This window comes from [Clostridium] citroniae WAL-17108 (assembly GCF_000233455.1).
Taxonomy (GTDB): domain Bacteria; phylum Bacillota; class Clostridia; order Lachnospirales; family Lachnospiraceae; genus Enterocloster; species Enterocloster citroniae.
Map to the genome: position 1 here is coordinate 289,202 of NZ_JH376427.1, position 21,293 is coordinate 310,494.

The 21,293-nt window shown below is 48.4% G+C and carries 20 protein-coding genes and 2 pseudogenes; 8 read left to right on the top strand and 14 right to left on the bottom strand.

What is annotated here, in order from left to right:
* Positions 1-162: 162 nt before the first annotated feature.
* From HMPREF9469_RS23090 to HMPREF9469_RS23105, 4 genes are read right to left on the bottom strand one after another with little or no spacing between them, the layout of a single operon-like run.
* A complete protein-coding gene (locus HMPREF9469_RS23090; RefSeq protein ID WP_007867627.1) occupies positions 163-900 on the bottom strand; it encodes an aspartate/glutamate racemase family protein in 738 nt (245 codons plus the stop codon).
* Between the two features lie 40 nt (positions 901-940).
* Positions 941-2,245, bottom strand: a complete 1,305-nt coding sequence (locus tag HMPREF9469_RS23095) for a TRAP transporter large permease (RefSeq protein ID WP_007867628.1) — start codon at positions 2,243-2,245, stop codon at positions 941-943.
* Positions 2,242-2,736, bottom strand: a complete 495-nt coding sequence (locus tag HMPREF9469_RS23100) for a TRAP transporter small permease (protein WP_007867630.1) — start codon at positions 2,734-2,736, stop codon at positions 2,242-2,244. Before HMPREF9469_RS23100 ends, HMPREF9469_RS23095 begins: the two co-directional genes overlap by 4 nt.
* Positions 2,737-2,758: 22 nt before the next feature.
* On the bottom strand, positions 2,759-3,847 hold the full coding sequence (locus tag HMPREF9469_RS23105) for a TRAP transporter substrate-binding protein (protein ID WP_007867633.1): 1,089 nt from the start codon (positions 3,845-3,847) through the stop codon (positions 2,759-2,761).
* Between the two features lie 337 nt (positions 3,848-4,184).
* Between HMPREF9469_RS23105 and HMPREF9469_RS23110 the strand changes: the two genes are divergently transcribed.
* From HMPREF9469_RS23110 to HMPREF9469_RS23120, 4 genes and pseudogenes are all read left to right on the top strand, one after another.
* Positions 4,185-5,366, top strand: a complete 1,182-nt coding sequence (locus HMPREF9469_RS23110; protein ID WP_007867635.1) for an enolase C-terminal domain-like protein — start codon at positions 4,185-4,187, stop codon at positions 5,364-5,366.
* A 94-nt stretch (positions 5,367-5,460) separates the two neighbouring features.
* Positions 5,461-5,586, top strand: a complete 126-nt coding sequence (locus tag HMPREF9469_RS33385; RefSeq protein WP_007867640.1) for a hypothetical protein — start codon at positions 5,461-5,463, stop codon at positions 5,584-5,586.
* Positions 5,552-6,175: pseudogene (locus HMPREF9469_RS23115) on the top strand (oligopeptide/dipeptide ABC transporter ATP-binding protein); the annotation flags it as partial. The gene HMPREF9469_RS33385 and the pseudogene HMPREF9469_RS23115, both read left to right, overlap by 35 nt.
* A 77-nt stretch (positions 6,176-6,252) precedes the next feature.
* On the top strand, positions 6,253-7,455 hold the full coding sequence (locus HMPREF9469_RS23120) for an ABC transporter substrate-binding protein (protein ID WP_007867645.1): 1,203 nt from the start codon (positions 6,253-6,255) through the stop codon (positions 7,453-7,455).
* A gap of 93 nt (positions 7,456-7,548) precedes the next feature.
* Here the strand turns inward: HMPREF9469_RS23120 and HMPREF9469_RS23125 are convergent, their stop codons facing one another.
* Positions 7,549-8,481, bottom strand: a complete 933-nt coding sequence (locus HMPREF9469_RS23125; protein WP_007867653.1) for an AraC family transcriptional regulator — start codon at positions 8,479-8,481, stop codon at positions 7,549-7,551.
* A 335-nt stretch (positions 8,482-8,816) separates the two neighbouring features.
* Here HMPREF9469_RS23125 and HMPREF9469_RS23130 point away from each other — a divergent pair, with 335 nt between their 5' ends.
* The 4 genes from HMPREF9469_RS23130 to HMPREF9469_RS23145 all read left to right on the top strand — a co-directional run bounded on the left by HMPREF9469_RS23130 (position 8,817) and on the right by HMPREF9469_RS23145 (position 13,002).
* Complete coding sequence (locus HMPREF9469_RS23130) at positions 8,817-9,875, top strand: tripartite tricarboxylate transporter substrate binding protein (RefSeq protein WP_007867655.1); 1,059 nt, start codon at positions 8,817-8,819, stop codon at positions 9,873-9,875.
* Positions 9,876-9,939: 64 nt separating this feature from the next.
* On the top strand, positions 9,940-10,416 hold the full coding sequence (locus HMPREF9469_RS23135) for a tripartite tricarboxylate transporter TctB family protein (RefSeq protein ID WP_007867657.1): 477 nt from the start codon (positions 9,940-9,942) through the stop codon (positions 10,414-10,416).
* Positions 10,417-10,467: 51 nt separating this feature from the next.
* The gene (locus tag HMPREF9469_RS23140; RefSeq protein WP_007867659.1) at positions 10,468-11,979 is read left to right on the top strand and encodes a tripartite tricarboxylate transporter permease; all 1,512 of its coding nucleotides are present in this window, start codon (positions 10,468-10,470) and stop codon (positions 11,977-11,979) included.
* A gap of 15 nt (positions 11,980-11,994) precedes the next feature.
* A complete protein-coding gene (locus HMPREF9469_RS23145) occupies positions 11,995-13,002 on the top strand; it encodes a uroporphyrinogen decarboxylase family protein (RefSeq protein ID WP_007867662.1) in 1,008 nt (335 codons plus the stop codon).
* On the opposite strand, the gene HMPREF9469_RS23150 is transcribed toward HMPREF9469_RS23145, so the two are convergent.
* The 9 genes and pseudogenes from HMPREF9469_RS23150 to HMPREF9469_RS32670 form a co-directional block, all read right to left on the bottom strand.
* Positions 12,999-13,916, bottom strand: a complete 918-nt coding sequence (locus HMPREF9469_RS23150) for a LysR family transcriptional regulator (protein ID WP_007867664.1) — start codon at positions 13,914-13,916, stop codon at positions 12,999-13,001. The genes HMPREF9469_RS23145 and HMPREF9469_RS23150 overlap by 4 nt on opposite strands.
* 285 nt (positions 13,917-14,201) lie before the next feature.
* Positions 14,202-14,894, bottom strand: coding sequence for a GntR family transcriptional regulator (locus HMPREF9469_RS23155; protein WP_007867666.1), 693 nt, complete (start codon positions 14,892-14,894; stop codon positions 14,202-14,204).
* A gap of 42 nt (positions 14,895-14,936) precedes the next feature.
* On the bottom strand, positions 14,937-15,266 hold the full coding sequence (locus HMPREF9469_RS23160; RefSeq protein WP_007867668.1) for a cupin domain-containing protein: 330 nt from the start codon (positions 15,264-15,266) through the stop codon (positions 14,937-14,939).
* A gap of 24 nt (positions 15,267-15,290) precedes the next feature.
* Positions 15,291-16,811, bottom strand: coding sequence for a xylulokinase (locus HMPREF9469_RS23165; protein ID WP_007867670.1), 1,521 nt, complete (start codon positions 16,809-16,811; stop codon positions 15,291-15,293).
* Between the two features lie 138 nt (positions 16,812-16,949).
* Entirely contained in the window at positions 16,950-17,573 is a 624-nt protein-coding gene (locus tag HMPREF9469_RS23170; protein WP_007867673.1) for a flavodoxin family protein, read from the bottom strand.
* A gap of 5 nt (positions 17,574-17,578) precedes the next feature.
* Positions 17,579-18,673 carry an ethanolamine utilization protein EutH gene (locus HMPREF9469_RS23175; protein WP_007867676.1) on the bottom strand — a complete coding sequence of 365 codons (1,095 nt, stop codon included), beginning with the start codon at positions 18,671-18,673 and terminating at the stop codon, positions 17,579-17,581.
* Positions 18,674-18,771: 98 nt separating this feature from the next.
* Positions 18,772-20,109, bottom strand: a complete 1,338-nt coding sequence (locus tag HMPREF9469_RS23180; RefSeq protein ID WP_157140333.1) for a hypothetical protein — start codon at positions 20,107-20,109, stop codon at positions 18,772-18,774.
* 20 nt (positions 20,110-20,129) lie between these two features.
* Positions 20,130-21,023, bottom strand: a complete 894-nt coding sequence (gene dapA / locus HMPREF9469_RS23185; RefSeq protein ID WP_007867682.1) for a 4-hydroxy-tetrahydrodipicolinate synthase — start codon at positions 21,021-21,023, stop codon at positions 20,130-20,132.
* A 75-nt stretch (positions 21,024-21,098) separates the two neighbouring features.
* Positions 21,099-21,293 (bottom strand): annotated as a pseudogene (locus tag HMPREF9469_RS32670) (hypothetical protein); the annotation flags it as partial.

Here is a 21,293-nt window from a genome sequence, read left to right on the forward strand (position 1 = left end):
GTATTTTCTCCTGTACATTATAATTTACGTCAACTATTCTATTATAGTATAAAAAATCGGATAGGGGAAGTATTTTCATTCAAATTTTGCCAGTCATTTTACATACTAAAATCCCAGGGGCCTTATGACCTCTGGGGTTTCAGTTTACTTCCGATCATTGGATCAACCGAAAAACTCCGGATATTTAGGGGGCACCACGGCTCTGGCCACCATGTGGGCCAGCCCGATAAAGTCAAATACCGGGCGTCCTGTCCTGCGCGCCACTTCCCTTGCAAAAGGCGGGATATCACTGCATTCAAACACAAAGCAGCCTATATCCGGATATTGCCTGATCAAATTCTCTGCTGCCTGGATCACCTCTGCCTGGATCTTCTCAGGGTTGATGGTCTTCTTATTACAGGTAACATGCACATGATAGAATTCCTCGGTGTCATCCAGGCCTCCAACCGCATAGTTTACATTTTCATCAATTCCAACCGTCTTTAAGAAATCTCCCTTTAAGTGCCTTCCTCCGGCAGATAAAATCCCCACCCTTCTTTTTCCCATCATCATGGAAAGCATGGGCACCATCAGAAGCGGGGATAAAAATACAGGGATGTTGACCTCTGCCGCCACGCGTTTCTGATAGATTGCAAAGAAACCGCATCCGGAGGTAATGGCTTTGCACCCTTCAGCCTCCAGCTCCTTTGCCGCCTGGATAAACATCTGGCAGCGCGTCTCATCCGGGCCGATCTCATCACACCACCAGTCAGCAGGCAGTCCCTTCATAACCTTGTAGCGGACCGGAAACTCGTATGACATTGCATTTCCTACATTTCCCGGAATCAAAGGAGCCTCCATGTCCAGCATCAGGACACCTACCACATCCCCGTAAAAAGGTCTTCCTCCACTATATTCCATCTCTATTCCTCCTAGAAATTTATTTTATTTTTTGATCCTATCAATATCCGGCCCATGCAGGCAGCCAGCTTGACAATGCCGGTATGAAGGTTACCATCATAAGCACAACAAATATCGCAATGTAGCATTTTAGCAGGGGTTTCATCACATCCTCCAGCTTTCTGCCCGCAACCTTGATGCCCACAAACAGGATATTTCCCACCGGGGGCGTGATACAGCCGATACACAGGTTAAAGGTCATCATGATCCCAAAGTGCAGCGGCGTCATGCCAAGCTGGGTACAGATGGGCAGCAGGATTGGGGTAAATATCAATATGGCCGGTGTGATATCCATAAATGTTCCCACAAACAGAAGCAGGATATTAATGATCAGCAGGATGACCACCTTGTTGTCTGAAACTCCCAGAATCGCGCTTGCTATGGCTCCCGGGATCCCGGTAAAAGTCATGACCCATGCCATGATGTTGGAAGCGCCCACCAGGAACATAATGGTTCCGGACATCTTAGCGCTGTCCACCAGGATCACATACAATTCCTTTAGATCAATGGTCCGGTATATAAAAAGGGATAAGACCAGGCTGTATGCCACTGCAATACCGGCCGCTTCTGTGGCGGTAAAGATCCCGGTACAGATCCCGCCCACAATGATCACGATCAGCAGCAGACTGGGAACAGCATCTAAAAGCACCTTTATAAATTCACTGGGACTTACTTTGATGTTGCTGACATACCCCATCTTTCTGGCGTAAAAACACACCACAATCATACAACTTACCCCCCAAAGGACCCCGGGGATATAACCGCCCAGGAACAGGGCGGCCACAGAGGTTCCGCCGCTGGCCAGGGCATAGGTGATCAGGACATTGCTTGGGGGTATCAGCAGTCCCGTGGGGGCTGTGGCTATGTTGACCGCCGCTGAGAAATCCTCATCATAGCCTTCCTGTTTTTCAATGGGGCCCACAATGGAGCCCATGGCGGATGCTGCCGCCACTCCGGAACCGGATATGGCGCCGAACATCATATTTGCCACAATATTTGTATGGGCCAGGGACCCGGGTATCTTTCCCGTAAGGGCCTTTGCCAGATTGATCAGGCGCATGGCGATCCCGCCCTTGTTCATGATATTTCCCGCAAGTATGAAAAAGGGGATCGCAAGAAGGGTGAATATGGATATCCCGCGGAACATCCTGAGCGCCGCGGCCGAGACAGCCTCGGCATAACCAAGGGATGACACGATTGCAGCCATGGAAGCCACGCTGAGGGATATACCGATGGGGACTCCTGCCAGCAAAAGAACCACAAGTACGATCAAAATGATCAATCCTGCTGTTACTGTTCCACTCATACCTTTTCATCTCCTTTCGGTTTCATAAACTGCGATGCCAGCAGTCCTATGTTAAGAATACAATATATAACAATGAGGACACCCGCAGCCGGCAGGATGGCATACACATAAACCATACGTATGTGGAGTGTTGGTGAAACCTGCATTGCACCCACGTTCATAAATGATTTTCCGCCATTCAGGAATATGATATAGGTTATCACCAGTATAATCAATTCCGTCACAATAGACAATATGATCTGACCTTTCCCATTTACTTTATCAGCCAGGATCGAAAGTTTCATGTGATCTTGTTCGCCGAATACCAGCGCTGTGCTTAACAGCGACATCCACACAAATGCATAGGTAAGAAGGTCCTCGGAAAATGTACTTGGATTGTTTAATACGTATCTGGTGAACACCTGATAAACGACCAGAATGCTCATGAATGCCATCAGTACCGCGCAAATGACACACAATATTTTGTCCAATATCTGTTTTGCCTGTTTCACTCAATCACCTCCAGTAAAAATTCTAGTTCTCCTGTATCTGCTTGATCTCATCATACAGAGGTTTCAGGTCGGGATTTTCCTCCAGTACCTTCTGGGTAACGGGCAGAAGCAGCTCTTTAAAGGGCTCTTTGTCCACATCCACAAACTCAACACCCATTTCCAGTGCTTTTTCCTTCACTGCGTCAATCTCTGCGTCCCACTCAACTCTCTCTTTTTCGGAACACATTTTAAATCCTTCTTCAAAAACCGCCTTTTCTTCCTCACTCAGACTGGACATGAATTTAGGGCTGGCAACCAGCATGTCAGGCATGATCTGGTGCTCATCATAGCTGTAGAATTTGGCAACCTCACCATGCTTATGGCTGACCAGAGCGATCTCAGGACTTTCGGCAACATCGATAACGCCGTTCTGAAGAGCTGTATACACTTCGCCGTAGGATAAGATGACTGCTGCGCCTCCCAGGGCCTCCACCATCTTTACATTGGTGTCACTGGACTGTACCCTGACCTTTTTACCCTTCAGATCAGCAGGAGATTCAATCTTTTTAGGGGAATAGAAGCTTCTTGTCCCGGCGCTGAACCAGGCTACACCCTGGATTCCCGAATCAACGGTACTGCTGTAGATCTTATTAATAAACTCCTCTGTGTCCATTACCTTGTAATAGCTGTCCAGGCTGTCAAACAAGTAAGGAAGCCCAAAGATTTTATATGTATTGGAGAATGCTTCCAGATTGCTGGTACTGGCAATTACCATTTCCAGGGAACCGGACTGCATCAGCTCCAAAGCCTGGGCAGAACCGCCAATCAGCTCATTGGGATAGATCTCCACCGTATACTTATCTCCCAGCCTCTCCTCGATAAAATCCTTAAATGCATAGAGGGCAATATTCTCAGGATGGTCCTCAGGCTGTCCGTTGGCGATACGGATCGTCTTCACTCCTGAAGCTTTCCCGTTCTCCGAACCTTTGCTGCTTTCCCCGCTCTTACTGCCTTCTGCTGATGCTGTATTGTTTCCCTGGGTACCGGATGGGGCGGTTGAGGAACATCCTGCCAACCCTGCCGCAAGCGATACACACATACCTAATGCCAACCACTTTTTTATTGATCTCATAATTGCTACCTCCGTTATATGTAATTTTTTCTCCAGCGCTTTTGACTTGTCTATAGTTTACAAAAATAAGTCTTATAAATCGATTATTATGTTTGCCATTCATATATCCTTTCTTGCTGCAATTCTACTTATATAGATATATATTATTTCTTATCTTGCTATATTGTCTACATTTTTTGCGTTTTGCACATATCCCGCCGCCCGCTCCCTCACCAGTCAAAACATTGTTTTTGAAAAAATAGTACATAATCCTGACAGATTATTGAAATGACTTTCCTGTAAAATATTATTAAAATTGTCTAAGGCAAACAAATAATATTCTCACGAGGTGACCAAAATGAACAACGAACTTCAGTACCACAAAATTTCAAATGTAAATACCTACAAAGTCAGGAGCCATTTCCCCCGTCTTGTGGGCAAAAATGCATTCAGAAATGAACATGCATATGGAGATGAGTTTGTAGTAAAGGAAATCATCACCGATCAGGGGGCCCGCGGATGGGGCCTGTCATCCGGACTGTTTTACCATCAGGATCCGGAAACAGATGACAGAATGATCCTGGGAAAATCCGTCTCGGATGTATTTGACCCGGACAAGGGGATCGCGGACATGAGCCTCTCTACCTTTGACTTTGCATTACATGACCTGGCCGGCAGCATACTTGGCATTCCATGCTACAAGATGTTCGGCAACAAGGGGGTGGGCGCGGTTCCCGTTTATGACACGCTGATCTATTTTGACGATATCAGCCCTGACAGAAAACCCGGAGGGATCGCAAAAATCCTGGAGGAATGCCAGTACGGATACGACTACGGCTACAGGGCATTTAAGCTTAAGATCGGCCGTGCTCCCATGTGGATGAACTGGACGGACGGATTAAAGCGGGATATCGATGTGACAAGGGCTGTCAGGGAACGCTTCCCGGACTGTGAGATCCTGGTGGATGCCAATGATGCCTACACCGTGGAAAAAATGAAGCAGTATGTGGACGGGGTGGCTGACGCGGGACTGTACTGGATCGAAGAGCCCTTCAGGGAAAATGAACAGGATTTCCGCGCGCTTCGGGAGCATCTGGATGCCAAGTCACCAAGAACATTGATCGCCGATGGGGAAACCGATCCCAACATGGATCTTCTCATTGACCTGTATAAAAAGGGCCTGTTAGGCGTATTCCAGATGGATATCCAGGGCGACTATACCCTGGGGCATGCATTCGGCCTTACTCCCTGGAGAAGGGTAATGCCAAAGCTTGAAGAAATAGGCGCAAGGATCTCTCCTCATGCCTGGGGCCTGAAGCTGAAAACACATTATGCAGCCCAGTTCTGTGCGGGATATCCCGGCGTTGCCCGTGTGGAAGGAGTAACCGATACCACGGAAGGTGTTGATTTCAGCGGCTACAAGCTGAAGGACGGCAAAATGTATCTTCCTGAAAAACCTGGATTCGGAATGGACTTTATCTGGGGCATGCCCTTAACAGGCGGTGACTGCGAGAGCAAGACCATCTGCAGGCAGGTCTGAAACAACATACATATTAAAAAGGGATGTTACACAGAGCAAAAACATACGGAACACAAACATGTATAGAGAGGGAAGGTTATAGAGAGGGAAGGCTATGAAAACAGCAGACGAGATACTGAAAGAATCAATGGTAATAGACGCCCATTTGGATCTGATGTCCGATTTGGAGCGCAAGCACGCAATGGGAAGCCCTGATCGTAAACAAGCTTTACCGATCTAAAACAGAACTTGACGACAAAATATACGAATTAATGGAGACCGTGGGGCTGGCAGAGCGTTTGATCAACTCCTACCCTCACGAGCTGGACGGAGGCCGGAGGCAGAGAATAGGCATTGCAAGGGCCCTGGCGCTGAACCCGGAATTCATTGTCTGCGATGAGCCTGTATCCGCACTGGATGTATCCATCCAGGCACAGATTCTTAACCTGATGCAGGATCTTCAGGAACAAAAGGGATTTACTTATATGTTTATCACACATAACCTGAGCGTTGTAAAACATATCTCCGACAACATCATGGTCATGTACCTGGGCCAGGTCGTGGAGCTTGCTCCCAAAAAGCTTTTATTTTCCCATCCGTCCCATCCCTACACAAGGGCTCTGCTGGCCGCCATCCCGGTGCCAAAGCTCAGCAGCCGCAATAAGCAAAGGGAGATCATCCACGGTGAGATCACATCCCCCATCAATCCGGGAAATGAATGCAGGTTTGCCAAACGCTGTCCCTTTGCCAAAGAAATATGCTTCCAGACAAAACCGGAACTGGCTGAGATAGAACCGGGACATTTTGTGGCCTGTCATGAATATCTGTAACAAGCAGTATGTAAAAAGCAACTGGCATAAGGCAGCTGGTATAAAGCTGAAAATATAATAAAATGCGGAGGTTTCATATGAAAAAAAGATCAGGATGTATCAGAAATTTATCACTCACATTGTTAGCAGCAGTAACACTTGCGGGATGCAGTGCTTCGGGAACAAGCGGAGGAGCTTCCGAACCGCAAAGCAGCAAAAGCGAAGATGCGGAAACCATTGAATTCGCGGTTATGGGGCCCATGACCGGCGATACGGCCGGACTTGGACAGCAGCAGGAATACGGCGTCCGTCTTGCAGTGCAGGAGATCAATGAAAACGGCGGGATCAATGGGAAGAAACTTGTCTATGATGTGTATGACGACCAGATGAATACCAATCAGGCAGTGATCTGTGCGGAGAAAATGGTTGCCGCAAACAAATACCGTTTTGTGGTCACATCCATTTCCACAGGCTGTTCCAAGGCAGCATACCCCACCTGGGCCAACGCCGACCTTCCGGTCCTCTCCGGGATCAATACGGGAAATACCATCACGGAACTGGGATATAAGAATTATCTGAGGATCTGTGCCAAGGATTCCGCAATTATTGAGCAGATGTGCGATTACATGGTAAATGAATGCGGCGTAAAAAAACCTGCCATTCTGTATACATCAGCCGATACGGATGTAACTAACTTTGATTTTACAAAAAACTATCTGAAAGATAAGTACAACATTGATATCATTGATTCCGCACAGGTACAGGTGGAAACGGAAAAGGATTACACCGCCTATATCACAAACTTTAAGGGAAAGGGCGCGGATGCCGTATATCTGCTTACCGAGTATAATCCCGCCGGATTATTCCTGAAACAGAAGGCTTCCCTTGGCTGGGATGTTCAGGTGTTTGGAAACACTGGCTGTGCCAATCCTCTTATCTTCCAGGTGGCCGATGCCGAGTGTACGGAAGGATTTATCACCATGTCAGCCTTTGATGCCGAGAGCACAAATGAACGCGTCCGGAAATTCGTAAAAAGCTATACCGAATTGACCGGCGTGGATCCCGGCCAGGAAGCGGCAGGACCATATGATCTGATCTACATGGTATCGGAAGCCCTGAAAAATGAGGAGACAAACGGTTTAAACGGCAATGCCCTGGTGGAATGGCTCCGCTCCAATGCATCCTATTCAGGAATCATGGTGGATGTGGAAGGATTTGATGCAAACGGAGATAACCCCAACGCGAAGCCCCACATGCTGATCGCGAAAAACGGAACATATGTCGGGATCGATGAAAAATAGAAAGAGATAAAGAGAGAAAGATAACGTGAAAAATACAATGTAAAAACGATAACCGGGCATTCTTCTTTAGATTGAGAAGAACGCCCGGTTTTGTTACGCATGATGCATTTCCATATATTCCTTTGGAGTACACCCCATATATTTTTTAAACACCCTGTGAAAATAAGAGTAGTCTGCAAATCCCAGGTCTTCCGCCACGGAAGCGATCGTCTCCGTCCCCTCCTTCAGCAGCCGGCAGGCAGCCGCCACCCGCACCTGTGTGAGATACTCAATGGGCGTCAGCTTCAGGAATCTCTTAAAACAACGGTTACACTCACTCAGGCTGATACTGGCAGACGCAGCAATCTGGGACAGGGTGATGCGGTCCGAGTAGTGGTTCTGGATATAGGAAAGCATTTCTTTTATCCTGGGGGCATTGGACAAGGTGTATGAATCCGTGTTGTTAGCCGGAATGGAGTTGTAATTGCGCAGCATTAACATCCATGCGCAGGAAAGCAAGTTTTTAACATCCAGTTCATAGGCGAAATCCTGCTGGTTCGCCGATATAAAGGCCCTGTTCAAATAATTCAGTACCCCTGAATGCCATGGAACCTCTTCTTTGAACGTCAGGTAGTTCAGATCAGCGTTATTGATCACGGAGGCAACATACTTTGTATAGAGATAGATGTCTTTTTCCGAGCATATGGCGGAAGGATGCAGTTGAAAACTGTATCCCACACACTCTGATTCCCCCTTAAAATTAAGGTGATGGAACACATTGGAATTGATGAATATCCCATCCCCCCTCTGCAGCAGAATATCCTTTCCGTTCACGGACACATCCAGGGTTCCTTCCAATATTACATTAAACTGGATGGAGCGATGCCAGTGCCTGCTGGAAAAAGCATAGTCCCCAACATGAAATGTATCAAGAAAAACCTTGATCCCTTCGGGAAATGAAGGGATGGAGATCTCTTCCTCATGCTGGCTTAAAAGCAGCTCCGAGGCACGCATTATATTGGTATATTTTTCAGAAGTAACGTCCATTCTATCCCACCCTCTCCAAGAAACGCCGACCCATAACATTATCATTCTTTTCCGGCATTTTAGCCTTATCTATAGTTTACAAAATATCCGCTCATAAATCCATTATTATGTTTGCTGAACACATATCTTTTTTTGCTGCGTGCCCAATTTCCTCCCCTGCTCACAGCCCTGCCGGATTACAGCCAAATGGCTGTACAGCACGCAGAATAGCTGTTTGTCAGAGGTTGGGAACTAAGATATCATTAAGTAAGAAGTTCTGTTTCCATAAGCAGTTCCAAGTTTGACTGCTGCCCCTGTTAACTTAATATTTCGATATAGGAAAGGAGAATGTACAAATGAAAAAAACAGTTTCGATCCTTATGCTGGCAATGATGGCAGCATCCCTGGCGGCATGCAGCCCCACGACAACAGCCACAACAGCGGCGGAGGTAAAAGCATCCGACACTGCCGGTAGTACTGATTCCCAAAAAACTGCTCCCAGTGCTTCTGCTAACAGCAGCATTGATAACTGGCCCGAGCACCCCATTACTATTATCATCGGTTTTTCCGCAGGTTCGGGAACGGATCTGGGCGCCCGGTACATGGCATCCGCATTGGAAAAGGTGCTGGGAGTATCGGTTGTGGTGGAAAACAACGCGGGCAGCGGCAGCTGGATCGCCTGGAATCAGGTAATGTACAACTCAGGTACGGACGGCTATACCGTTGGTCTGATCAACCACAACTTCCCTATGGGCGCATACAACACCGCCGCGATCCGAAAGGAAACCCTGGATGATGTGCAGCTGCTTGTGAATCAGGTTCTGGATTCCAATGTCCTTGCAATCCGGTCAAATGAAAACAGATTTACGGATGTCGCCTCCTTTATTGACTATTCAAAAGAAAATGATGTGATGATAGCGGTCCAGACCGTTGGGATCACTGACGGCGATGCCACTTGTGCGGAGTGGTTCAGGAATACCTACGGGAGCAAGATCATCACTGTCCCTGTGGATTCCGCTGCCGAAGGACTCAATATGTTCAAAGCAGGGGACGTGGATGTCTTTTTTGGCAATGTAGGCGATGTCTATGTGGCCCACAATGAAGGGGAGATGAAGGCGGTCTGTCAGTTTTCAGAGAAACGGTCCGAGTTCCTTCCGGATGTTCCAACCATCACGGAAGCGGGATTTGATGAATATATCGGTTTTTCCGCCCGCGGTTACTTCTATCCCCAGGGAGTGGATCCGGCTATTGTTGAAAAAATGCAGGACGCAATGATGCTGGCCATGGAAGATCCGGACTATCAGGAGAATATGACAAAACTGGGACTTGGTTTAATGCCCATGAAGGGTGATGATTTCTACAATCTGCTGGCCAGCCAGCTGGAAAACCGTAAAAAGGTTTGGAACATTCAATAGCTCATAAACAGAAAGCCCTTTATATCAATTTGTGCCGCTTTCCGGCGGCAGAATGGAGATTCATATGAGTAAAAGAATGCACAGGGATGTCTATGTTTCCATTGGCATGTTGGTATTCTGCATCGTGTTTATCATGATCGCGGTCCGGCTGCCCTCAGGTGCCAGAACCCTGCCCATGGCAATGCTGCTTTTTATGGCAGTGATGAGCCTGCTGATCCTATATGGCGGCCTAAAGAAGTCACGCCTTGCAGATGCTGATAACCCCATCACATATGAAACCCGGCTGCAGGACTGCAAAAAACCGGTGCTGGTCTTTCTCTTTGTGGTGGGATACGGTATCCTGTTCCGTGTTCTGGGGTTCTTTACCGCAACACCTATTTTTCTGATTGCATTGTTCCGCTATTTAAACGCAGGATCCTGGAAAAAAATAGTCCTCATCACCCTGGGCTACACCGTTGTAATTTATGTGGTGTTTGTCATCTTTCTCGGGGTCCCGCTCCACAGGATCGGACTGTTAGGCGGCCTGTTCCGTTTTGGATAATACCTCTTGTATCGATCATATATACAACTGCCGCTTAGAAGGAGGAAATTTATGAACAACATCATAGGTGCATTAAGTATTCTGTTTCAATGGGATTGCCTGATTGCACTTGTCCTCGGCGTGATCGCCGGCATGGTTGTGGGTATCATACCCGGACTTGGTCCGTCAGCCGGAATCGCGCTGCTGATCCCCATCAGCTTTACCATGAGTCCGGCCGCAGCCCTGACCATGATGGTCGCCCTCTACACTTCCGGTGTATATGGAGGTTCCATCACTGCAACTTTGTGTCATACGCCCGGCACAGCGGCATCTGCCGCCACGGCTATTGACGGATATGAACTGACTAAAAAGGGAAGAGGCATGGAGGCCGTAGGGGTCTGTACCGTGGCCTCAGTGATCGGCGGATGCTTTGGCGCTTTGGCCCTTCTATGCTTCGCACCGCCTTTGGGCAGGCTTTCCATGCGTTTTTCAGCTCTGGAGTATTTTTTGATCTCCTGCTTCGGACTTTTTGTCATATCAAATATGGCCGGAAAATCCATGGCCAAGGGACTTTTTTCAGCTGCCCTGGGACTGCTTTTGGGAACAGTGGGAATGGATCCCATCGAAGGTGTACAGCGCTTCACCTTTGGTGTCATGGTTTTGGAAGACGGCATTGATTACACCCCTGTCCTCATCGGCCTGTTCTCCTTATCCCAGGCCCTGATCCTGGTGGAAAATACAGTCAAAGGAAAGGCAACCATACTGGATGATCCGAATGCGGGGCTGAAAGGGCACCGTATGCCGCCATGGAATATATTTAAAAAACTGATACCAACCATCTGCCGTTCCTCGGTTGTCGGAGCCTTTATTGGTTTTGTTCCCGCTGCCGGCGCCAGCATTGCATCCTGGCTCAACTACAGCATGGCAAAGAAATTTTCCAAAAACCCGGAAGAATTTGGAAATGGTTCCCTGGAAGGCATTGCCGCATCGGAAGCCGGCAATAACGCCGCATGCGGCGGCGCCCTGATCCCACTGTTTACACTGGGTATTCCCGGCAGCTCCGCCACGGCCATCATGTTCGGCGGTTTACTGATGCACGGGTTAATACCGGGCAATGCTTTGTTCACCACCCAGGCCAAATCCACCTATGCAATCTTCCTGGGATTTTTGGCATCAAACCTGCTTATGGGAATCTTAGGATTAAGCCTGACAAAGCAATTTGTAAAAATATGTAAACTCCCCAATGCAATTTTAGTTCCGATCATTATTTCCGTGTCCATCATCGGCACCTATGCACTAAACAACAGTCTTGTGGATGTTATCATTATGATCTTCTTTGGCATATTGGGGTATTTTATGAAAATGATGGAGTTTGAGACAGCCCCGCTGGTTTTGGGAATGGTGCTTTGCAATATCTTTGAAAGCAATTTCCGCAGGGCGCTGATCCTGGCCAAAGGCGATCTGTTTGGTTATTTACTGACCCGACCCATTAGTTTGATTCTTATTGTGATCATTGCGCTCACTGTTTTGCTTCCAACCATCATAAAAATCGTTCAAGCCCGTTTTTCAAATCGGGAGCGCTGAAAAGGAGAGTTAATTATGGATAAAATGACAAAGGTTGAACGTGTAAAGGCTGCACTGAATATCCAGGATGTGGACAGGATCCCGCTCAGTATCTGGTTTCACATGCCGGATGTGGATCAGGATCCCGTGGGGTTTGCGGAAAAGACCATTGCGCTTACGCGAAGATATGATTTTGACTTTATAAAAATGATGCCCTTTGGTAATTATGTGGCCCAGGATTACGGGCTGAGCGTCACCTTCTTTTGCACGGAAACCAAACCGGCCCTGGAACGCAAATTTGCGATCAATACTCCGGAGGACTGGAAACGGATCGAACCCCTTCCGGCCCACTACGGAACTTACGGCAAACAGGTTCAGTTCACCAGCCAGCTCAGGCGTCAGCTGGGAGGTGAGGATATTCCTTACATACAGACTATTTTCAGCCCGTTGACCACGGCCTACAAACTGGCAGGCCCAAGACTGCTTGAAGATATGGTGCAGTATCCCAGGGAAGTCCACCAGGCGCTGCGGGCCATTGCAGAAACCACCCGGAATTTCTGTAAGGCCAATATCGAAGAGGGAGTTGCAGGTTTCTTCTTCGCCACAAAATGTGCCTCCTACGACATTATGACAAAGGAGCAGTACGCGGAATTCGGTATCCCCTATGATATGGACGTATTCTCATCCTTTGTGGATGAAACTTACTTTAACGTTCTTCATATCCATGGTGAAAACTCCATGTTTGAGCGGCTTATATCCTATCCGGCCAACTGCATCAACTGGCATGACCGCTGGGTGTCTCCAACTATGGCCGAAGCCAGAAAGCTGACAAAAAAATGCCTGCTGGGAGGTATCAACGAGCAAAAGTTCAAAGAAGAACTGGGGGTTGGCGGAATTGAACGTCATTTGTCAGAAGCGATCCAGTCTGCCGGGCGCAATGGACTTATGCTTGGACCCGGCTGTGTGGCAAAGCTGCCCGTTCCCGACAGCCACTTTATGGAAGCCCGGGCAGCAGTTAACCGGCTGTCCGGTGTATTCGGTTAACCGTTCACTTGTCTCGTCACCTGCTGTGCGGTGACAATGAACTCATAAAGGGTCTTTGTCATATACTTTCCCCTGAGATAGTTGATGGATATGGGGTAAAATGCATCCGGACGATTAATGGGTATAATGTGCACCGTACTTGGAAATAACGATTTAGTTGTCATTTCCTTGGGGATCATACAATACCCAAGCCCTTTGTAGCACAAAGCCAGAGCTGTATCCACATTGTTGGTTTCCAACAGAATATTGGGCTGAAATCCTGCCTCCAGGTACAGATTGCGCATAAATGCGCCTATCTTGAAATTCGGCGGCATGGTGATCACCGGACAGTCCCGTAAACGCTTGATATCAAAACTGCCTGAAAACCGGGCAGCGCTTTCTCCCACAAAACGCTGAAGCAGCGTATCTGCAATAACCAGATGGAACTGATTCATAAACAGCATAATGCTCTTAATATTATCGGTATCCGTGGGCAGGAACCCCAGACTTAGATCAATGGTACCTTTTAACAGTTCGTTTTCAAGTTGTATGGAGGAACCTTCAACCAACGTAAGGGCGACTTCCGGATGACTCTCATAATGGGCTGATAAAATATCGGGAAGGATGTACCGCCCCCGGGTCGGGCCAACGCCAATGGAGATCGTATTGGAAGATCCCCCCTTTATGTCGTTGATTTCCGATAATATCTGGTTATGGCTATGGAATATCTCACTGGCCCCACGCTGCAGGGATAATCCCGCAGCAGTCAATGTCATAGGGGATGTGCGGTTAAACAGTGTGGCCCCATAAAAAGTCTCCAATTGATGGATATGTTTACTTAGAGACTGCTGTGTGATATACAGCCTGGAGGCTGCCTTGGTAAAATTCAATTCCTCGGCGGCAACCAGAAAATACTTTAATTTTTCAAGATTCATTTTGCAACCTCCCCTATTGCTCGAAGTGCTTTATTACGCTGGATGGATTAGGTCAAATATACCGGGAAGCAAACATACAGACGGGCAGAAAGTTCATACAGTCATAACGTATGACCTGATTCTGTTTTATATATACTTCATAATCAAAATTATGTCAAGGGCGGGGGGCATATCCAAAGAGGACCCGTTGGCAGGCTGAATATTATACGATACAAACGTTTAATATTTAACCGTTCAACAGGTCCTCTGATTTTCTGTTCAGTTATTTTTTTCCAATGCTGAATTTCAGCAAACATCCGGTCTCTGCTTTACGATACAGCTTCCAAGCATCATCCCCTTCTGACGCTCTATATGTTTTGTCACTGCCTGCACTGCCATGTCTGCGTCACGATGTTTCAATCCCTGGATAATGGCCTCATGTTCCTGAACCAGGATCCTGCTGTCATGGCATGTATTCAGCGCTCTTACCCGGAAGCGGTACATGGTGCTTTCAAAGTCCCTGATAAGCTTCAGAAGCGTGCGGTTGTCCGACAGTTGGTATATGATATCATGAAACGCCTCATCCGCCTCCACGCTGGCAAGCACGTCACCCCTGGCCAGGGTACGGCAAAAGTCTTCATTGGCTCGTTCCATGCACTGGATCCCTTCCTGTGTCACGTGGCAGACACCATCTGATATTGCCAGCTTTTCCAGGGCGGAACGTATCTCAAGGGTATCTTCAATGTCCTGGCAGGATACGGATTCCACAATAGCACGGCCGCGCTTGCGCCTTACAAGGCCCTCTTTTTCCAGACGGATAATGGCCTTTCTCACAGGAGTCCTGCTCACCTTCATGTCCTCGGCCAGGAAACACTCCAGCAGGTGATCCCCCGGCTTCAGCGATTCACTGACGATCCTGTGATATAATGTGTTATGAATCATCTGGTACAGCGGCTGTCCCTTGTCCGTATCATCAACCGCCCAATCCTGTGTAAACATACAACCTCCTGTTAAATCCAGTGTACTCTGTCTATATGGGAATCAATCAATCTTAGGCGCGCAGCTCCATGTGATCACTGCCATATCCGTACCTATATTGGTCAGCTCGTGGGGTTCTCCTTCATAAACCAGGATAATGTCGCCTTCATGGAGCTCATAAAATTCATCGGTCTGGGTATTATGCATCAGGACCTCTCCCCTGCTGACATAAAATACTTCATGGCCTTCCGGATGTCCGGGGTCGATCCCTCCGGTCTGTCCGGGATGAAGTGTGGAGGAACCAAACACGATCTTTGGTGTGATCACATACTCCCTGCAAATCTCCGGTCCGTCCAGATATATCCTGCTCTCTTCTTTCTTGATTACCTTCATATTTCTACCTCACTTTGTCATATTTTACATACTTGTTTTGTCAAAGCACTCCGTCAGGTCACGGAACAGCTTACAGTACATTTCATATCTCTCATCATACAGTTCCTTGTCGTCCGGACGGGCTTCGTACCGGTCCTTGATCTGGATCATATTATTCACCGCATCCTCCACGCTTGAGAATACGCCGGTGGCTGTGCCTGCAAGGATTGCTGCGCCAAGGCATGCGGCCTCCTTTGATTTCACGGTCACAAGGGAAATATCATTGATATCTGCTTTGATCTGGTTCCACACCTTGCTCTTGGAACCGCCGCCCAGGGAGCGCACCTCTTTTACAGTAATGCCCATATCGGCCAGGGCTTCCAGATTCCTTCTGAGAATGAATCCCAGGGATTCCATGATGGATCGTGCAAAATGTGCCTTTGTGTGGTTCAGACTGAATCCAAACCATACTCCCTTTGCCTTTGCATTGATATCAGGCGCCAGGGAACCTGATAAATGGGGAAGCATCACAAGGCCGTCACATCCCGGAGCCACTTGATCCACCTCGCTGCTGATGAGATCATAGGCATCCCCGCCTCCTGCCGCCTGAACCGCCATCTCATCCGCGCAGAACTTATCCCTGAACCATCTGAGTGTCATGCCGCCTGTGGTAAATGTATGGATCATATATGTATCGGGAAGGGCAAAGTAATGGAGGGGCATCTTCCGGTTGGGATCAAACACGGGCTTGGATACCGGTGCGCAGATCGCAAGAGCTGCGCCGATGGTCTCGGAGAACATGCCTTCCTTTATGTTTCCTGCGCCAATGGCTCCCGCCGCCTGGTCCAGGGCTCCCATACATACGGTGACCGGGCAGTTAAGACCAAACTCCCTTGCCACTTCCGGGATCATATCATCCACCACAGTGCCGGACTCCGCCACCTCGGCCAGCTGGGATTCACGGATACCGATAAAGTCCAGCATATCTTTCCAATAACATTTGTTAATGATATCCCAATATACGGAGGAACACACCAGGGATCCTTCCGTGTAAAAATGTCCGGTCATACGGTAGATCAGATAATCCTCCACCAGAAGGAACCTGTCCGTATTGGCAAATATCTCCGGCTCATTCTTTTTCAGCCACAGGATCTTAGGGGCCGGCCAGCATGGTTCAAAGCTTACCTGCCCGGTTACCCGGTAACATGTCTCATTGCCAAACCGCTCTTCCATCTCCCGGGCTTCGTCCACTGCCCGGTTATCCATCCATACAATTGCATTGCCCAGCGTCTTTCCCTGTTTGTCAATGCAGATCAGCGTCTCTCCCTGTGCGGATATTGCCAATGCTATCTTGTCACCGCTTCCCACCGGATAGGCTGCCGTAATCTCCTCCAGCCCTTTTTTTAATGACTGCCAGTAAACCTCTGCATCCACTTCCACATAATTTACTTTGGGGGTAAGCAATGCATATTCCTGTGTGGACACTGCTAAAAGCGTGCCTTTTCCATCAAAAAGAGCAACCTTAAGTGCTGTTGTTCCTACATCCAATCCTATAAGTAACTGCATTATTCTCCTCCTTAACTTTGTTGTATTAAGCATAGTTCAATCCCTGCCATGTGTCGATTAAGTATGTTGTCCCATACATTACATTTTTTGCCCGCAACACTTTAAGCAATGTTTTGCACGGCAGCCGAAACAGGTGATTTATCTTATGTAGCTGGTCTTGATCTTGGGCTCCTTCTCAGGCATTACAAGACCTTTCTCCCTGCCCGCTTCCATGCATTTAAGCATCCATGCCATGTTCCTTCCAAGGGTACGCATGGTCTGCATGCCTTCCTCATCCTGTCTGGTTTCCTCGGGCGTATGTCCATGGATCACATTGTAATAATTGGAGGAGACAATGGGCATTCCGGCCAGATTAAAATACTTGTTCAGCACGTCAATGGTGGCCGTGGTTCCGGCTCTTCTGGCAGATGCGACTGCTGCCGCCGGTTTTAAATAGAATTTATTTCCGGCCATAAAGATCCTGTCAAGCAAAGACAGCACAGCGCCTGTGGGCGATGCAAAGTAAACAGGGCTGCCCACGATCAGGCCGTCTGCCGTCTCCATCTTATCCAGCACCTCATTGACAATCCCGCCGTCAAAGATACACCTGTTTCCGTTGCCGGAACAGGCGCCGCATCCTGTACATCCCATGATACAGTTCTTCTTGATATGCATGATCTCTGCTTCGATCCCCTCTTCTTCAAGCGTCCTTGCCACCTCACTGAGTGCGGTATAGGTACATCCTTTTTCATTTGGACTCCCATTTAGTAATAAAACCTTCATCCTTTCTAAACCTCTCTTTCTCTTATTTCTTCCATATTACGGGTTGTCAGAAATGCAATGATCAGGGCCAGGATTCCTGCCGCCAGTTTTGCGGCCATGAACGACATGATCATCTCCGGCTCCACCCCCAGTACGAAACTTAGCTGACTTCCAAAGATCGCAGCGCAGGTCACACTCCAGGCAGCATTGATGACGATCCCTCTGCGGGACATATTCTTCATCATTGCAAATGTGGGCACACCGCTGGCCATGGTAAATATGATCCCGCTTGTGCTGACCGCATCCAGTCCTATCTTTCTTCCAATTATGTTCAGCGGTTTTTTAAGCAGCCGGATAAATATCTCAAGCACGGGCAGCATACCGATGAGCACAATGGTCATGCCGCACACCACCGCCATGCTTTCCATGACCGGGGTAAAATCCCCAATGATGGTAACTCCGGTGAGATAGGAGATACTTCCAATGGCAATCCCCACAATTCCCAGTTTTGAGATCATGTTTCCAAATGCTTCCACACAGCGCACGATCCTGCCCGGACAGAACCTGAATCCCCATGTCAAGACCAGAGACAGCAGGATCACCGGCACATGGTTGATCAGGATCAGATTCCAGGGGATCCCCATAAAAGCTCCCCCCATTATGCTGCCAAAGGGGATGGCCGCGATCCCAAGCAGCATCCCCCTTGAAAAATACGGCATATCCTCAGGTTCCACCATGGCCTGGCCCACCGGGATTGAAAATGTCAGGGTCCCGCCCAGCATGGATGCCGTGGCCAGCCCCACCATGCGGGCGATCTCCTTGGATTCAGCCAGGGACATGGCCAGCTGGTAACCGCCCATATCACAGCCCAGAAGGATACCAAACACAGCCGGGTCCGCTCCTATAAAACGGAATACAGGCACCAACGCAGGCTGCAGCAGCTTTGCTATGATGGGAGCCAGGGACATGATTCCGGCAATGGACAGCATCATGGGCCCGGCCATTCCAAACCCTTCCTTCATTTTCTCTCCAATGTGGAACCGGCAGTCCATGAGAAGATCTGCCCCTCCCGCCACAATCCCCACCGCAACTATGATTTTTATTACCTGATACGCGGACATGCGATTTCTCCTCCTCATTGCAAAACGGCCGCAGTGACATTCCCGCTGCGGCCATCTTTCTCCTGGTACGCTTCCGGGCGTACTTCTCTGAAAAAAACTTATTTTAACAGCAATTGATCAAATCCCATGTAGTCGCAGAATGCAGACAATTCCTTGGTATAGTCGCCTTCCTTGATCACAAAGTGGTGATCCATGCCGCCCTTGATCAGCTGATCGATCACAGACTGGGCAGGGGCATCAAACTGCAGGTTCACAAGCAGCTTGGAGCCGCCTTCCACCCACTCCTCATGTGTTACAGGCAGGGTTCTGCCCTTTGCAACAAACATCTTATAATTTCCGCCATTGCCCACAATTGCGCTGACTGTAACGGTATCCATGGCCTTGTGGGGCACGCCCACAAAGGTGCCCAGTTCGCCGCTGGGGTTGATCTGTGCCCTGTCAAGGCTGTCAGCCAGTGACATTGCAGTGCTTCCCTCGTGCGCAACAGGAACGATATTTCTTTCTATGTCAATGCTTCCGGCCTCGCCAAGGGCAACCACTCCGCCGCCGGCCAGCTGGTTCAGTGTATTGATCACAAACGCATGGCCCAGATCGCCTTCCGTATCCACCAGCACGCCCTCATCTGCCATCCAGGAGGATACCAGATTCATCAGGCCTCCGTAGTTGGGATAGCACTCGGCAGCAACAGAGGTAAGATGATACTTTGCAATGATCTCCTTGGTAGCCATGTAAACCTTTGCCATGTAAACCAGGGCCTTTTTGTCAGCCACGGATTTCCCGCTGCGTTTCATCAGTTCAGCCAGTGTCTTTTCAGCTTCCTCATCTGAAATTGCCGCTGCGCGGTCTGTCACTTCCTCCATCTCAATATGTACAAAGGTAACGCCTGTCTTCTTTGTAAAATCCCACTCTTCCTTGCTCATGTCCTGAGGTCCGCAAACTCGCCATGTCTGTCTCGGTCCCATAAGGCCAATGACCATGTCCTTTGCATTGTCAACAGCAGCGCCCACTTTTGCATAGGACTCGATGCCTTCAATAACAGCCTGATCCTCCGGCAGTCCGTAAACGTAATCATACGTATATCCCATTGCCTTTAAGATAGAGCCGTAATGCTGGATGCACCCGATGGAGAATGTCTCCGTATAGGGAACTGCCCAGAACACGGTGGGAACCTGAAGTTTGGTGGTAAAAATATACTTCATGGAATCAATGACCCATGTGATGTCCATGATCACCAGGGAGTTTACATTTTCTTTCTTAAATGTATCGCAGGCTTCCAGTGCCGCCGCCGCATCCCAGATCAGTTCAGGATATACCACAACCTCCATACCGGCTGCCGTCATGGCCTTCCTGGCCCTTGCAAGCAGATCATCACCGCGCTCGCCGCCGGATTCCACAGGGCTGGCAACTGCTGCCAAACCAATTTTAATCTTTTTCATTTTCATATTCTCCCTTCTGATTACAGTAAACCGGCAATCTTTAATGTCTCCACCAGCCCTGGAACCTGGTCCTCAGGCATTGGAAGGATCGGCATTCTAGGATCACTGCTCGGACGGCCTAAGAGTTCAACTGCTTTCTTGATGCCTGCCGGGAAGTTGTCCTCAGCTCCAATCACGCTGGTCAGAGGTGCAATGCTGTAGTAAACTTCTCTTGCCTTCTTAATATCGCCGTTCTCAACCGCATTCATGATGTCCAGAACCTGCTTTGGAGCAACGTTTGCTGTTGCCAGGATAATAGCCTTTGCGCCTACTGCCAGCGCCGGAAGGGTCAGGTCATCTGCGCCTGTGAAAATGGAAATGTTGGTATCGCCGTATTTTCTGAAGATCTCAGCAAGGAGAGGCATGCTTCCGCTGGTTTCTTTCATACCGATCACATTGGGAATCTGGATCAGTCTGTCAAACTTTTCAATGGTAATGTCGATTCCGGTTGCGCCCGGGTGATTGTACAGAACAATAGGAATACCGACTTCAGCCACTGCCTCATAGTGCTTTACAAGTCCCTCATCTGTTGTATTGCCGATGGGTGAGAGAACCAGGGCGGCGTCTGCCCCTGCATCCTTGGCATCCTGTACCAGCTCAATGGTCTGTGCGGTCATGGAAGCGCCAGCACCTGCAATGATCGTTCCCTCTGTGCCCATGGCTTCCCTTGCCGCCTTGATCGCAGCCACTCTCTCTTCTCTGGTAAGGGCTGCCGCCTCACCGGTAGAGCCATTGACACACATACCTGCACAGCCCTGAGCCATGAGATATTTTACGTTTTCCTTTAAACCTTCCAGATCAAGAGTATTGTCGGCGTTGAAGCCTACCATTAATGCGGGATAAAGTCCTTTGAATTCAATTGATTTTGTTAACATTTCTGCTTCCTCCTACTACAATATATTTATGGTTAATATCCCTTACATCCAGTAAGGAATTATCCATCTTGTTGCTTAAGCTGTTAGAATGTAAGAGCAATCGGTATAGCGGATTCCTCCTTGGGCTTTGCGCCCGTAAATAAGTCTGCTAACCAGCTCTTCATTCGCAGCATTCGTTTTATGCAGGTTGAGCCGTCCTACTACAATATATTTATGGTTAATATCCCTTACATCCAGTAAGGAATTATCCATCTTGTTGCTTAAGCTGTT